Annotated in this window: 14 protein-coding genes; 13 read left to right on the forward strand and 1 reads right to left on the reverse strand. The window is 42.1% G+C overall.

Going from position 1 to position 14,345, the window contains the following annotated elements:
* From FGG15_RS17430 to FGG15_RS17470, 9 genes are all read left to right on the forward strand, one after another.
* On the forward strand, nt 1–477 hold the full coding sequence (locus tag FGG15_RS17430; protein ID WP_138838708.1) for a DinB family protein: 477 nt from the start codon (nt 1–3) through the stop codon (nt 475–477).
* 37 nt (nt 478–514) lie between these two features.
* Nucleotides 515–1,312: a helix-turn-helix domain-containing protein gene (locus FGG15_RS17435; protein ID WP_138838710.1), complete on the forward strand. Its 798-nt coding sequence runs from the start codon at nt 515–517 to the stop codon at nt 1,310–1,312.
* Nucleotides 1,313–1,374: 62 nt separating this feature from the next.
* On the forward strand, nt 1,375–2,448 hold the full coding sequence (locus FGG15_RS17440) for a hypothetical protein (RefSeq protein ID WP_138838712.1): 1,074 nt from the start codon (nt 1,375–1,377) through the stop codon (nt 2,446–2,448).
* Between the two features lie 67 nt (nt 2,449–2,515).
* Nucleotides 2,516–3,871 carry a TlpA family protein disulfide reductase gene (locus tag FGG15_RS17445; RefSeq protein WP_138838714.1) on the forward strand — a complete coding sequence of 452 codons (1,356 nt, stop codon included), beginning with the start codon at nt 2,516–2,518 and terminating at the stop codon, nt 3,869–3,871.
* Between the two features lie 138 nt (nt 3,872–4,009).
* On the forward strand, nt 4,010–4,819 hold the full coding sequence (locus FGG15_RS17450) for a phytanoyl-CoA dioxygenase family protein (RefSeq protein WP_138838716.1): 810 nt from the start codon (nt 4,010–4,012) through the stop codon (nt 4,817–4,819).
* Nucleotides 4,820–4,894: 75 nt separating this feature from the next.
* Nucleotides 4,895–5,233, forward strand: coding sequence for a type II toxin-antitoxin system RelE/ParE family toxin (locus FGG15_RS17455; RefSeq protein WP_138838718.1), 339 nt, complete (start codon nt 4,895–4,897; stop codon nt 5,231–5,233).
* A 2-nt stretch (nt 5,234–5,235) separates the two neighbouring features.
* Nucleotides 5,236–5,529 carry a helix-turn-helix domain-containing protein gene (locus FGG15_RS17460; RefSeq protein ID WP_138838720.1) on the forward strand — a complete coding sequence of 98 codons (294 nt, stop codon included), beginning with the start codon at nt 5,236–5,238 and terminating at the stop codon, nt 5,527–5,529.
* A 35-nt stretch (nt 5,530–5,564) separates the two neighbouring features.
* Nucleotides 5,565–6,467, forward strand: coding sequence for an FAD:protein FMN transferase (locus FGG15_RS17465; protein ID WP_138838722.1), 903 nt, complete (start codon nt 5,565–5,567; stop codon nt 6,465–6,467).
* Between the two features lie 35 nt (nt 6,468–6,502).
* Nucleotides 6,503–7,861, forward strand: a complete 1,359-nt coding sequence (locus FGG15_RS17470; protein ID WP_138838723.1) for a Gfo/Idh/MocA family protein — start codon at nt 6,503–6,505, stop codon at nt 7,859–7,861.
* A gap of 114 nt (nt 7,862–7,975) precedes the next feature.
* Here FGG15_RS17470 and FGG15_RS17475 read toward each other — a convergent pair whose 3' ends face one another.
* Nucleotides 7,976–9,715: a hypothetical protein gene (locus tag FGG15_RS17475; protein ID WP_237561863.1), complete on the reverse strand. Its 1,740-nt coding sequence runs from the start codon at nt 9,713–9,715 to the stop codon at nt 7,976–7,978.
* A gap of 225 nt (nt 9,716–9,940) precedes the next feature.
* On the opposite strand from FGG15_RS17475, the gene FGG15_RS17480 reads away from it, so the two are divergent.
* From FGG15_RS17480 to FGG15_RS17495, 4 genes are read left to right on the forward strand one after another with little or no spacing between them, the layout of a single operon-like run.
* The gene (locus FGG15_RS17480; RefSeq protein WP_138838725.1) at nt 9,941–10,666 is read left to right on the forward strand and encodes a response regulator transcription factor; all 726 of its coding nucleotides are present in this window, start codon (nt 9,941–9,943) and stop codon (nt 10,664–10,666) included.
* 2 nt (nt 10,667–10,668) lie between these two features.
* Nucleotides 10,669–12,162, forward strand: a complete 1,494-nt coding sequence (locus FGG15_RS17485; protein WP_138838727.1) for a sensor histidine kinase — start codon at nt 10,669–10,671, stop codon at nt 12,160–12,162.
* Between the two features lie 37 nt (nt 12,163–12,199).
* Nucleotides 12,200–13,360: an ergothioneine biosynthesis protein EgtB gene (egtB, locus tag FGG15_RS17490; RefSeq protein ID WP_138838729.1), complete on the forward strand. Its 1,161-nt coding sequence runs from the start codon at nt 12,200–12,202 to the stop codon at nt 13,358–13,360.
* A 16-nt stretch (nt 13,361–13,376) separates the two neighbouring features.
* Nucleotides 13,377–14,345, forward strand: a complete 969-nt coding sequence (locus FGG15_RS17495) for an L-histidine N(alpha)-methyltransferase (RefSeq protein WP_138838731.1) — start codon at nt 13,377–13,379, stop codon at nt 14,343–14,345.

Genomic DNA, 14,345 nt, shown 5'->3' on the forward strand with positions numbered 1-14,345 from the left:
ATGGGAAGAAGTCAAGAACTCGCAAGCAGGTTGCAAGAAGTATTGTTGGATGGCCGTTGGGTGGCCAACACCAATTGCAAGGCACAACTGGAAAATCTAAGCTGGGAAGTGGCCACGCAGAAGGTGGGAAACCTCAACACTATAGCAGCGCTCACCTTCCATATCAATTATTATTTGGCGGGATTGATAGTAGTGTTTCAAGGCGGTGCACTTGAGATTCGGGATAAATACAGTTTTGATCTTCCGCCCATCAATTCACAGGCCGACTGGGAAAAGTTGGTGAACGAGTTTCTTGCAAATTCCGAGACCTTTGTCCAAGAAGTGGCCCAACTATCGGACAACATTCTGGATCAGCCTTTTGTGGACGAGAAGTACGGAACTTATCTACGAAATATAGAAGGTATCATCGAACATACGTATTACCATTTAGGGCAAATTTCAATGCTCAAAAAGTTGATCGCTGTAACAGATGCCTAAACTTCACTACTTATAAGCAATAAAAAGCAGTAATAACATGCTCAACCTTAAGGAAGGCAACTATTTTGGCAAATACCTGGATGCGCGGGAAAACGAGCTCTTTAAGCTCAGCTTAACCGCCCATTCCCCAGATAGTGTCCTGGAGGATCATTACCACGACAACAGCTATATCAGTGTGCTCACTTCAGGTAGTTATTTAGAGAACATCGATGGCTCTACCCAATTGGTGCAGGCTTCCGACGTACTGTTTCGACCTACTTCGTGGTGCCATCAGAACACCTTTTTGGAGGATTCCGCTACTTGTTTCAATATCGAGTTTAAAAAAGGTTGGCAAGAACGGTTGGACTGGGATGTGGAACTACCGAATACCCATATTCATTTCAACAAAACGGCCTTTCCCTCTTTGTACAAACTGCTATTGAACTTTAAGATCGATTACAATGCCGACCTCAGCACGGAATTGATCTTGGATTGGTTATGTACCATTAGCCTGAATCAGGTTAGAGTTCATTCCAAAACTTGGGTTGAAAAAGTAGAGCGTATTCTAAAACATGAGCTGGCCCAATTTCATTCCTTGGCTTCGCTGTCTGAACGCATTCATGTGCATCCTATATATATGGCCAGGGCCTTTAAGGCAGAAAAAGGCATGACCATAGGGGAGTTTCAATTGAAATCGAAATTGCACAATGCGGTGTATTTGTTGTCCAGTACCCAGCAGTCCATCTCGGACATCTCATTTGCCAACGGCTTTTTTGATGATGCCCATTTTATACGGTCGTTTAAAATGGCCTATGGGATTTCACCCAACCGCTTTCGGAAAGTCTTAAATAGTTAATCTGGTACAATTTCTTATGCCAATTGAGATTGATTTTTGTGTTATCAATCAAATCTCGAAACATGTTAAAAAGAAATAGCGCCCTTTGTGCCCTTCTTGCGCTCTTGTTTTCCGGAGCCATGGCACAACAGAAAACGAACACCCTTCCTTACAATGAAATCTATGCTTATGGCATGGATACTGATGTTACCCCTATTTTCCCTTTGTTGGAAGTAGAAGGTTTGAATGCCAAAGACCAAAAATTTAAATCCGATTTTGAAGCCCGGTTCAAGGGCGCATCCGATTTGGGAGCATCAAGCCCAGAATCTGAAATGGAAACCTTGATTTCCCACTTCAAAAATTATTGGCGAAAATCCCTTCTTGATACTAGTGGGAACTTTGAGCGGGAATTGGGAGGAAGAGTTTTGCCTTTCCTGATGAAAAACTATCCGCCTGTCCGGGGCAAAAAAGTGACCCGAGATAGCTTGGGCTATTTTCTACGGGACTACATACGTGCAAAAGGACTATTCACCACTGATGAAGTCACCTATCATGGTCGACTTATAGATCTGGTGATTTGGAAAAAACAAACCCCAAAAGTCTACGCCGTGGACTTAGGCAAAGGTGAAATACAAGAATTGACCGTATATTTTCTGGAGGACTTTGCCACCTTGGGTTGGATGGAATACGCCACCTTGGGCGCCCATCATCCAGGGGGTTGGACGGAAGAAGAAGGTATTTATTGTGTGAAAAAAGCCTACGATGTAAACAGCGAAAATTTCAAAATCAGCTACTTAACGCATGAGGCCCGACATTACGCGGACAAGAAATTATGGCCCGATTTAAAATCCGCCGATTTGGAATACAGGGCAAAACTTACCGAATTAAATTTGGCCCAAGACACCCTCTTCGAATTGATTGCCTTTTTTGCCAAAAATGCGAACAAGGAAAGCGAAAATGGTCACCAGGTGGCCAATTATTGTGTTATCCGGGACTTGTCCCAAAAACTGTTCAAATCGGATTTTGAGACTTCTGGTAAAAAATGGGAGAAGATTAGCACCAAGAAAATCAATAAAGCTGCTGGGCGGTTGCTGAAGAAAAATACCAAGGAATTAAAATCCAAAGGCATGAGAGCTCAAACCGCTATCAAAGTTTAGGCACTCCCTAGCCGCCCTTCGGATTTCGAGAAATAGATCTGTATCTTCAACTATCATAATTTCCAAAATGAAATCCTATACTATTGGGCTTGTTTTTATGATTTGCCTGGCTTGTTCATGCAAAGATGGGGTCAACGAGGCCTATGTACATCTCAATTCAATCCATGTCCATGATTCCATTGTTATTTTGGACACGGCAACAGAGGGGACAATTGCTTCGGTAAATTCTGAAAATGACAAGCAACAAATTAAACTGAAAAGGCCAACTGTAGCTTCGATTAACGGCAAATTGAAAAACAATCGTTATTTGACCATTTTGGAGCCTCAAAAGGACTTGAACATTTTGGTAAAAGCTGATTCCAGTTTCACAACCCGCCAAAAGGGCGATTCTATTTTAAATTACTTATCGAAGAGCAATTTAGAGTTTGCCAATAATAATCTTTCGTTCATTTTTGAAACCAAGGCTTTGGACTCGATTCCAATCTTTTTTGATGCTTTTCGAAAGCAAAGGGCGGAAGAAATCAATCTGTTTGAAAAGGAATTAAGTCCTAAAGTTTTAGCCATCCTTCACTATCAAAATGAGGCAAGGATTTACTCCTTTTTATTGTGGCTGGGAAGAGTTTCCAAGAATTTGGAGGCCATCAATAGCTATTATGATTTTGTCCATAAAATTCCTCCACCAGATTGGACCTCAAGAACCTTCCCATCTATTTATTTATACAAGTATGAAATTGAGTATCTAAGAAAAAACTCAGCTATTCAAAGCATCTCTGATTTTCTAAGTTACTTGGAGGAAAAGGTACCAGATAAAGAAACTACGGATTTATTTAAAGCACTTTATATCAAAGGCCTTATTAAAAGTCCGTCGTATTGGAGTAAGCACATAGAACATTTCAATGCTGATGTGCTTAACGACATTTTGATGGCTGAAAAAGACAACATTCATTATTCCCTGATGCAGGAGGCCGCGCAATCATTTTACAAATCTCAAAATAATAGCCTTGCGTATAATTTTAAGGCTGTTGATCAACATAACAGATCGTTCTATTTGGAAGATATTAAGGGTAAAGTGGTCTTTATCGATGTCTGGGCCACTTGGTGCGGGCCTTGTATAGTGCACAGGCCAGAGGTTTTGGAGCTTGCCAAAAAGTATGAAGGCAATGATGATGTTGAAATTGTTATGCTCTCTGTGGATTCCTCAAAAGAACTATGGCTTTCCTTCTTGGAGAAGGAAGGGAATCAACCAGGGCTTAACTTGTTTATTAAAGATGGAATGAAAACTGAATTTGGCAGTCATTACAACGTGACAGAAATCCCAAGATATATCTTAATTGGTAAGGATAGTAGAATCCTGAATTCCAGGATTGAAATGGAAATTGAGGCAATTGAAGCGGATATTGAAGCTGCCATGGCTAAAAAATAGCATATCTATTATCCAAATATCTCCTTTTACCTTCCAAATTCTAAAATTGCTGCATGAATCCCAATTTCCATCCTTTTGATTAACTTACCATGACAAAGCCCTTTACCCTTAACCTGTCACATTATAATCATTGTCAAAATGAGTACCAGTATTCTCAACCAACCTTACACCCTTAACCAAGATCAACTCGATTTTTACAAGCAAAACGCTTTTATAAAAATCAAAGAAGTATTACCTCCAGAAGTGCTAGCGCATTTCAATAGGGTCATTTCTGCGAGAGTGGATGAGCTCAACACCCAAACCAAAGAACTCAAAGACCGGGATACCTATGGCAAGGCCTTTTTGCAAATTTTTAATCTATGGAGACAAGATCCAGAAATCAAGAAATTGATGTTTAGCAAGCGATTGGCGCAATTAGCAGCAGACCTTATGGAAGTGGATGGGGTGCGTATGTATCACGATCAGGCATTATTTAAAGAAGGTGGTGGGGGTATCACCCCATGGCATGCGGACCAATACTATTGGCCCTTATCCACCGACAGGGTCATTACCGTTTGGATTCCTCTTCAGGCCGTTCCTTCGGAGATGGGCCCTTTAGAATTTGCAGCGGGCAGTCAGGATATTTTAACCGGACGGGATTTGTCCATTAGCGATGAAAGCGAAACCTTGATTGGAGAAAAGCTACGTGTAACGGATTGTCTTAAAATTTCCGAACCCTTTAATGTGGGGGAGGTCAGTTTTCATTCCGGATGGATTTTCCATCGAGCCGGGCCCAACACCACTGACGAAACAAGAAAGGTGATGACCTCCATTTATATGGATAAGGACATGCTTCTCAAAAAACCGGAAAACGATGGGCAAATCAACGATTGGGAAACCTGGTGTCCCGGGGTGGAAATCGGCAAGGTCATCGACTCTCACCTAAATCCGATATTGTTTGAACGGTAAAAAAGCTTAGTTTAGAGCAACCTCAATATTTTTTCAATCTCATTTGTATTTGTTAACCAATTAGTTAACTTTGAGGTGGAAAGAAAGATTCTCTTCTACAAGGATTATTTTATTGACTTTTATTCGGTACAGGAGCCCAAAGTCCAGCAGAAGATTGAATTTGTCTTGGATCTGGTTCGGTTTGAACGACAAGTTCCTATCAAATTCTTTAAACGACTTAAAGGTTCCCAAGGGATTTATGAAATTCGTGTCATTACAACGTTTAGAAGCATCCGTATTTTATGCTTTATGGAAGGAGCTGACTTAGTGATACTGGTCAACAGTTTTATTAAAAAGACCCAAAAAACACCAAGAAAGGAGATAACGTTGGCAGAGAAATTGAAAAAAGAATTTCTGAAAAATTACAAAGGATAAAAATGAAGAACATTTCAGATTTTGAGGAACTTTTAGCTCAGAAGTATGGAAAAAAAGGAACTCCTGTCAGAGATCAATTCGATTCGGACTCCCTAGCCTTCCGCTTAGGAGCAATGCTTAAAGAAGCCCGCAAGGAGGCCAAGCTTACCCAAGAGGAATTAGCAGTAAGAACAGGAACCAAAAAAAGCTATATTTCCAGAATTGAGCGGGGCCAATCGGATATCCAAATTTCCACTTACCATAAACTCATTGAAATTGGATTGGGAAGACCCTTGCATATTTCCATTGGAAGATAACCAACAATGCCACACTAGCTTTTCATACGATACACATGCACAACTTTGAACATCAAGCCATGGCCACTCGTTTTCTTCTTACCATTTCTGGGGAAGAAGCAGATTACGCCCAAAACGTTGCCCAACGCTGCTTTCAACGCTTGGATGAACTGGAGGAAATCCTTAGTCGGTTTGTAGCGGGTAGCGACATCAGCAGAATAAATAAGCTCAAGGCTGATGCCCAATTGGCATTGGAACACGAGACCTGGGACGTGATTAAACAAGCCATCCAAGTACAGCAATGGACCCAAGGCACTTTTGATATTGGGGTGGCCGAGCACATGAACATATTCCGGGCAGCCAAAGAGGGTATCCTAAACGAATTTGAAATGGCAAATGCCCTGGAAAAGGCCCAAGAGGAAAAACTAAAGGCTAGTCTTTATGTAGATCCTGAAAAACCCTATTTCTATTGCATCCAACCGGGGATGCTTTTTGATCTAGGGGGTATCGGAAAAGGCTATGCCTTAGATCAGTTGGCATTGTTGCTTCAGGAAATTGATATTGAAAATTACAGCATCAGCGCTGGGGATAGTACACTGCTCGCCCGAGGTGCACCTGAAGATGCCGAACACTGGACTCACTCATTAGCTTCTGCTAAAGAACAAAAAAACTTGTCATTAAAAGATATAACGGTCAGTGCCTCCGGCATCTTTCACCAAGGCAACCACATTTTTGACCCAAGAACAGGAAAAAACACCGCTGTTTCTGAATTTGATCGTATCTGGGTGGCTTGTAAAAAAGCTGCATATTCCGATGCTTTTTCAACCGGACTATACCTGCATTCCGTTAAAGAAATTGAAAGTATTGTTAAAAATGTGGAGGAAATAACATGGGTGGCTTATAGCCAAGGTGGAAAGCTCTTTTCCATTGATCCAAATAATGTACATTTGGAGGGCTAGCCACCATCTAACTGAACTAAACTAACTTAAATTGCATGAGTACTTCTAACAAAACGGACAGACGAAATTTTATTAAAACCTCTACCTTATTCGGAACCGGGCTGATGCTCGCCAATCCCTTTAGCATTACTGCCAATCCATTAAAAGTTGGTGACAAAGTGAATGTTGGAGTTGTTGGCTGCGGAGGCCGTGGTGGTGGTGTCATCTTCAGGAATATCCCCAAAATACCGGGTGCCAATTTGGTAGCCGTATGCGATATTGTGGAAAGTCGGCGCGAAAATGCCAAGAACAGGTTCAATGATCAATATGGAACCAAGGTAAAAGCGTATGAGAATTTCTATGACATGTTGGAAAAGGAAAAATTGGATGCCGTGGTTTTAACCACTCCCGATTTCTGGCATATGCAACATGCGGTGGACGCCTTGGAAGCGGGAATTCACGTATACTGTGAAAAAGCCATGTCCAACAATATGGAGGATGCCCGAAAAATGGCCGAAGCCATGAAAAGGACGGGAAAGTTGCTTCAAATTGGACGTCAGCGACGAAGTGATGACCGGTACCGCTTTACCCATCAAATTTTGCTGGATAAAGAGCAAATGTTCGGTAGGTTGACCCACGCCGTTGGTCAGTGGAACCGATCCCGTATCTGGACCCAGCAACCGAATAAAAAAGACAATCTAGACCTCAACAAACTCAAACAATACGGCTTTGATACCGTGGATCAGGTATACAACTGGCGTAATTATAAAAAATTGGGCGGTGGGGTTGTATCCGATTTGGGATCCCATCAGATAGATATTTTCAACTGGTTCTTTGGTGCTTATCCACACACGGTCCATGCCGCAGGGAACAATTCGTATTTTAATCTTGAGCAGGCCGATACCATGGCCACCATTTTGGAATACAACACTCCCAAAGGGCCTGCCATTGGTATTTACGAGAACATTTCCAACTCCAGGGCCATTGGGGTTTACGAACGTTTTATTGGGGATGATGGAGCCTTCATTATTTCCCAGGGAAAGGACAACAAGATTTTCCGCGAATCAAGAGTGGAAGCCAAACAGTGGCAAGAATATATTGATGCCGGTTATATCTCCAACCTCGCAGATATGCAAAAATACAAGGAAAAGGAGTCTGGTGATTCCGGTATCAAGGAAACTGCACCTCAAATCAGCTACGACATCAATGAAATGAAAGATATGGATAAAGTATACAATTTGGCAAGTCATACAGCTCACTTGTACAACTTTATCGAATCTGTAAGAGAGGAAGAGTCATTGAACTACGACGCCATTACCTCCTATAAGTCTGAGGTTTGTATCTACAAAATTCACGAAGCTATTAATGCTGGTGGCAATCGAATCAAAATTGAGGCCGAAGAATATGAAGTATAGTCAGCTTCCCTGGGGCATGGGATAAAAGATTTTTGATAAAATTAAAAACGCCCAGACTTTCGTCTGGGCGCCTTTTTGGAAACAAGTAAAGCAAATAATTTTCTTTTTCAAAAATCAGTTTCTTGTCACCGAAATACCATTGGATAAGGCATAAAAGCCGTCAAGGTCAGCAACGTTCATTCCTGCTTCCAACCCTACAAGTCCATCTTCATAGGTTGCATGCCAGATGTAGCAAACACCGGTTCCTGCAGCATCAAAGTCCACACCTTCAACAGCATCCAAAGTTGGGGGAAGTCCCAAAATATTGTTGGCATCATCCGTTATCACATAGGTTTGATTTGTTCCTGTAAGTTCCGAGTCATCCAAGGTAATTCCACTCACCATATCCGGAGTGCCATCCACATCAAAAGTGAAGGGTCCGCCTGCTAGCGTTCCTGCGTTGAGTCCATTTCTGGTTACCGTTATGGAATTGGACAGGGCATAGAATCCTTCCAAGTCAGAGACATTATAGCCTGTGTCAAGGTTAACCAATCCGGCCTCATAGGTAATATGCCAGATCAAGCAAGTTCCCACGCCGGCACCATCAAAATCCACTCCTTCAACAGCCTCCAAGGTAGGTGGCAAGCCCAAAATGTTGTTGGCATCATCCGTAATCACCCAACCTTGCATAGAACCGGTCAACTCCGAATCATCCAAAGTAATTCCACTAACCATATCGGGAGTTCCATCAACCAAAATGCTGAAAGGACCACCAGCAATGGAACCAGCATTCAGTCCATTTCTATTTACCGTAATAGAGTTGGACAGGGCATAGAATCCTTCCAAATCAGCAACGTTCATGCCAGCTTCCAATCCAGTCAAGCCTTCTTCATAGGTGATATGCCAGATGAGACATGTACCAACGCCAGCTCCGTCAAAATCCACACCTTCTACGGCTTCCAAAGTTGGCGGTAGTCCAAGGATGTTATTTTCGTCATCCGTAATTACCCAACCTTGCATGGAACCGGTCAATTCTGAATCATCCAAAGTGATTCCACTTACCATATCCGGAGTTCCATCCACAAGTATGGTAAATGGGCCGCCACCAATAGAACCTGCATTCAAACCATTTCGAGTGACCATAATGGAATTGGAAAGGGCATAAGTTCCGCTAAAATCATCCAAATTCATTCCAGCTTCCAATCCAGTAAGCCCATCCTCATAAGTTATATGGTAGATAAAGCAAATGCCTGTACCTGCGCCATCAAAATCTACGCCTTCCACGGCTTCAATTGTAGGCGGCAATCCCAGGATATTTCGCTGATCATCGGTTATTACGTAGCCTTGGTTTGTCCCCGTCAATTCCGAATCGTCCAAACTAATTCCGGATACCATGTCCGGTGTACCATCCACTAAAATGGTGAAAGGCCCTCCTGAAAGCGTACCGGCGTTAAGGCCGTTGCGTGTTACAGTAATAGCATTGGATAGATCGTGGTCCCCAGAAAGATTGTCCAAATTCATCCCTGGTTCCAATCCAGTAAGTCCCGCTTCATATACCAAGTGGTAAATAAAACAAGAACCAATTCCTGCGGCATCAAAATCCACTCCGCCCAAAGCTGTAAGGTCTGGTGGCAGTCCCAAAATATTTCTTGAATCATCTGTAATGACATAGGTGCGGTTACTGCCCACCACATTGCTATCATCCAAAGTAACTCCGGAAATCATATCCGGTGTACCATCTACAGTGATGGTAAAAGGTCCGCCTGAAAGTGTTCCCGCTTCCAGCACAATTGGTTCGTCGTCGGAATCATTGCTACATCCTACTGCTAAAACAAGGATGACCACAAGAGTCCAAATAGATTTTAAGTTGCTCATTTTACATGTTTTTTTATTTGCAACACAAATGACGGGGGAAGATGTTGCAGAAGTATCACATAAAAATCAAAATTGCTTATGTGCTGATTACGAGTGATTTATATTAAAAAATCGTATTTTTTGTAAAGAATTGGGCTTAAAAAGGACTTTTTAGAAGGTAATCCGTCAAATTTTTAATGGAAAGGTGAACTTTCCGTGATACTTTACCCTTTAATTCGCCATATCATGAAAAAAGTGTTGATCGTAGAGGATGATATCGAAATCATTCGTTTGCTGGAAATACATCTAAAGGATTTAGGTTGTCAGGTGCTTTCCGCCATTCGTGGAGATATTGGACTGCAAAAAGCACTCAAGGAAAATCCGGACCTTATTATTTTGGATGTGATGCTTCCGGGAATGGATGGCGTTGAAATCTGCCAAAAAATCCGGGCCAACAACATTACTACACCCATAATGATGCTCACTGCACGTTCCGAGGAAATCGATAAGGTATTAGGATTGGAAGTCGGAGCCGATGATTATCTCACCAAACCTTTTAGTGTTCGGGAGTTCATTGCTAGGGTTAAGGCTATTTTCAGAAGACAAAAAATGGATGTGGTGGAAACCGAGGGGGAAAAGAACCCTAAATTGATGCAATTTGATGTGCTTTCCATTGACATTGACATGCGAAAAGTACTTTTGGATGGTAAAAAAATCGAGCTTTCGCCCAAAGAATTTGAACTTTTGGTATTGCTTTCCTCCAACCCTGGGAAAAGTTATGATCGCGGCAAGCTCCTTAATATGATATGGGGATACGATTTTAAAGGCTACGAGCACACCGTGAATTCTCACATCAACCGACTCCGTTCCAAAATTGAACCGGATATGAGCAATCCCAAGTTTATCCTTACCACCTGGGGTGTGGGCTATAAATTCAACGAAGAACTTTTGGAAACCCAAGCCAACCACTGACCATGAAAAACAATATACTTTCCGTTCGATTTATTCTGAAATTGACCCTCTCCTTTTTGGCTATTTTGCTTTTGGCAGGGATAGGATATACCATTACCTCCATTTATCTCTCCAATAAATATTTCTCCGAGACCACCCAGCGTTTACACGCCAACTTGGCCCAAGATCTTATTGAGGAAAAATTTAGGGATACCCAACCTTTTGATTCTATAGGCAATGTGAACAAAGCCCTGTTTGGGGACATAATGCACGATATGATGGCCGTAAATAGGGCCATAGAGGTCTATCTATTGGACTTGGATGGACAAGTGAAGTATTCCGTGGTATTGGATCATGATGCCCCAGAAACCAAAGAGAAGAGGGTGAATCTGGCTCCCATAAAACAATTTATTACCGAAAGCGGAAGCAATTATGTATTGGGCGATGACCCCAAGGATTTGACCAAGCAGACTATTTTTTCGGCTGCTCAATTCAATAAAGATGGACACGAAGGGTATATCTACATCATTTTGGCTGGAGAAGACTTTTTGGCTACACGTAGCGACCTTTTCAACAGTTATTTTATGCGACTTGGACTAGGGGGTTCCGTACTTACTCTCATTTTTGCTACCCTACTGGGAATTTTGGCCATTTGGTACCTGACCCGGAGTCTTCGCAAGATCATTTATGCGGCCAAACGCTTTCAACAGGGAGATTTGGAATATCGCATTGAAAACGCCGAAAAAACCGATTTATCCAACGTAGCTACCACTTACAACAACATGGCAGATACCATTCTGTCCGATATTGAAAAAATAAAATCCGTGGAGCAGCTACGTCAAGAACTGATCGCGAACATTTCCCATGATCTAAGAACACCACTTTCCATTATACAAGGCTATATTGAAACACTTCACATGAAAGATTCCGAGCTTTCATCCGAAGAACGGGCCGAATATTTGAGCATGGTCTCAAAAAGTAGCGAGAGACTCTCCAAATTGGTCTCGCAGCTCTTCGAATACTCCAAATTGGAGGCCAATCAGATCCAGCCAGAAAAAGAACCGTTCTTGATTAGTGAACTAGCCAATGACATCCATCGAAATTATTCCTTGCTTGCGCAGCAAAAGAATATAGATTTAAAATTGTCCATGGCTGATAATGTTCCCCTGGTTTTTGCTGATATCTCACTGGTGGAACGTGCCATTCAAAACTTGATGGACAATGCCTTGAAATTCACTCCTGAAGGCGGGGAGGTAACCGTAAAACTGGAATCTGAAGAAGACCATGTGGAGGTCACCATCAAAGATTCGGGCCCTGGTATCAAAAAAGACAATCAGGCGTTGATTTTTGAACGTTACCGACAGACCAAGGCTGGACAGCAAAAGGAAGGCGCGGGTCTAGGCCTTGCCATTGTAAAGAAAATCATGGAAATCCATGACAGTAGCATCAAGGTCTTCAGCAAACCCAACGAGGGGACTTCCTTTAGTTTTAGCCTACCTGTTTACGCTGTTGGCTAAGTCATTATTCCCTATCTTTAAGTAGAAAAAATCATTTATGATTCTTACCGATTCCCTCTTGGATTTCTTCCTGGAGACAAGAAAAGCTTCCGAAGCCATTTGTGAGCCTTTGGAAATTGAGGATTATGTGGTGCAACCTGTGGTGGATGTGAGTCCCCCAAAATGGCATTTAGGCCATACTACTTGGTTTTTTGAGGAATTTATCCTAAAACCCCATGCCAAAAGTTACCAAGAGTTTGATTCTGATTTTTCCTTCGTCTTCAATAGTTATTACGAAACAGTAGGGAAAAGAGTGGTGCGTTCCGATAGAGGTAATTTGTCCCGTCCCTCGGTAAAAAAGGTTTACGCCTACCGTGAATATGTGACCGAAGGAATCAAGGAGTTTTTTGGCCATGCCCAAACCCAAGAACTGAACGATCTACTAGAAATAGGCATCCACCACGAAAAACAACATCAAGAGTTGTTACTGACCGATATTAAATTTATTCTTGGGAACAATCCGCTGCTCCCTGTATATTCCACTAAGTTCGCAGATCATCCCGTTGAGACCCATCAACAGGATTGGGTTTCCATGGAGGAAGGGATTTACGAAATTGGTCATGATTCCAACGCCTTTTGTTATGACAATGAGCTGGGAAGGCATAAGGTTTATCTTCAGCCCTATGAAATCTCAAACAAATTGGTCACCAATGGGGAATTTATAAAGTTTATTGAGGCAGGTGCATACCAACGTTTTGACCTTTGGCATGCCGAAGGCTGGGATTGGGTTAACCAACAAGATGTAAAAGCTCCTTTGTATTGGCATCAAATTGATGGCGCATGGTGGCATTATACAGCCACGGGGCTTCAAAAAGTGAATGAAGCTGCACCCGTAACCCATATTTCATATTTCGAGTCTTTCGCTTATGCCCAATGGAAAGGGATGCGACTCCCCACCGAATTTGAATGGGAGGCAGGCCAGGCGTTTTTCCCTTGGGGCAAACGATGGGAATGGACAGAAAGTGCGTATCTCCCCTATCCCAATTATCAAAAAGCTGATGGTGCCCTTGGCGAATACAATGGTAAGTTTATGGTAAACCAAAAAGTGCTGAGAGGTAGTTCCATAGCTACCCCTTCCAAACACACCCGACATACGTATCGCAACTTTTTCCATCCGCAATTGCGATGGCAATTTACTGGATTAAGGTTGGTTAAATAATTTCGACAAAGCTCCCATGCAAAATAACCAAACTAGGACTTTCACCTCGGCTTTTGAACAAGAAGTGTACGAGGGATTGACAAGTTTTCCCAAACATTTATCGTCCAAATATTTCTACGATGAGATTGGGGATAAGCTTTTTCAGGATATAATGGCAATGCCGGAATATTATCTTACCAACCGTGAGTTTGATATTCTTGAAGCCAATAAAGCCGAAATTTCAGCACTTTTCTCTCGAGACGGGGAAGTCTTTAGCCTTTTTGAATTGGGTGCGGGAGATGGGAAAAAGACCAAAATATTGTTGCAATATCTTGTAGACAACAAGATTCCTTTTGATTACCGTCCCATAGATATTAGTCAAAACGCACTAGACCAGTTGGAAAATGCAATAAAGCAAGAAATCCCAGAAGTTGAGGTCAACACCCTTCAAGGCACCTATTTTGACACCTTAAGGGATATTGATAAAGTGAATGGCCGCAAAAAGGTTATTCTATTTTTGGGATCCAATATTGGCAACCTGCTTCACGAGCCTGCCATTGAGTTTTTGAAAAATCTAAGGGATTCGATCAACGAAGGAGATTTAATCTTGATGGGGTTTGACCAAAAAAAGAACCCGCAGACCATTTTGGATGCGTACAACGACAAGACGGGCATTACGGAAGCTTTCAATAAAAATATTTTAGCCCGAATCAATAGGGAATTGGGCGGAGATTTTGTTCTGGACAACTTCTTACATTGGGAAGTCTATGACCCAGAGACAGGAACCGCAAAGAGCTATTTGGTATCCAAGGCGGCCCAAAGAATCAATATTGAAAGTTTAGGGCTTCAAATACGTCTTAAAAGATGGGAAACCATCCACACGGAAATTTCCCAAAAATATGATGATGCTACTGTGGAATGGTTGGCAGAGCAATCAGGCTTGCAAATTGTAACCGAGTTTGCCGACAACCAGAATCAGTACAAAAACTATGTATTTAAAAAATGA

The sequence above is a fragment of the Flagellimonas algicola genome (genome assembly GCF_005937185.1).
GTDB classification, from domain to species: domain Bacteria; phylum Bacteroidota; class Bacteroidia; order Flavobacteriales; family Flavobacteriaceae; genus Flagellimonas; species Flagellimonas algicola.

What these genes read in the sequence shown, in the direction of transcription:
- FGG15_RS17430 (WP_138838708.1), top strand. Translation starts at nt 1, where the DNA reads ATGGGAAGAAGTCAAGAACTCGCAAGCAGGTTGCAAGAAGTATTGTTG.
- FGG15_RS17435 (WP_138838710.1), top strand. Translation starts at nt 515, where the DNA reads ATGCTCAACCTTAAGGAAGGCAACTATTTTGGCAAATACCTGGATGCG.
- FGG15_RS17440 (WP_138838712.1), top strand. Translation starts at nt 1,375, where the DNA reads ATGTTAAAAAGAAATAGCGCCCTTTGTGCCCTTCTTGCGCTCTTGTTT.
- FGG15_RS17445 (WP_138838714.1), top strand. Translation starts at nt 2,516, where the DNA reads ATGAAATCCTATACTATTGGGCTTGTTTTTATGATTTGCCTGGCTTGT.
- FGG15_RS17450 (WP_138838716.1), top strand. Translation starts at nt 4,010, where the DNA reads ATGAGTACCAGTATTCTCAACCAACCTTACACCCTTAACCAAGATCAA.
- FGG15_RS17460 (WP_138838720.1), top strand. Translation starts at nt 5,236, where the DNA reads ATGAAGAACATTTCAGATTTTGAGGAACTTTTAGCTCAGAAGTATGGA.
- FGG15_RS17465 (WP_138838722.1), top strand. Translation starts at nt 5,565, where the DNA reads ATGCACAACTTTGAACATCAAGCCATGGCCACTCGTTTTCTTCTTACC.
- FGG15_RS17470 (WP_138838723.1), top strand. Translation starts at nt 6,503, where the DNA reads ATGAGTACTTCTAACAAAACGGACAGACGAAATTTTATTAAAACCTCT.
- FGG15_RS17475 (WP_237561863.1), bottom strand. Translation starts at nt 9,715, where the DNA reads ATGAGCAACTTAAAATCTATTTGGACTCTTGTGGTCATCCTTGTTTTA.
- FGG15_RS17480 (WP_138838725.1), top strand. Translation starts at nt 9,941, where the DNA reads ATGAAAAAAGTGTTGATCGTAGAGGATGATATCGAAATCATTCGTTTG.
- FGG15_RS17485 (WP_138838727.1), top strand. Translation starts at nt 10,669, where the DNA reads ATGAAAAACAATATACTTTCCGTTCGATTTATTCTGAAATTGACCCTC.
- egtB (WP_138838729.1), top strand. Translation starts at nt 12,200, where the DNA reads ATGATTCTTACCGATTCCCTCTTGGATTTCTTCCTGGAGACAAGAAAA.
- FGG15_RS17495 (WP_138838731.1), top strand. Translation starts at nt 13,377, where the DNA reads ATGCAAAATAACCAAACTAGGACTTTCACCTCGGCTTTTGAACAAGAA.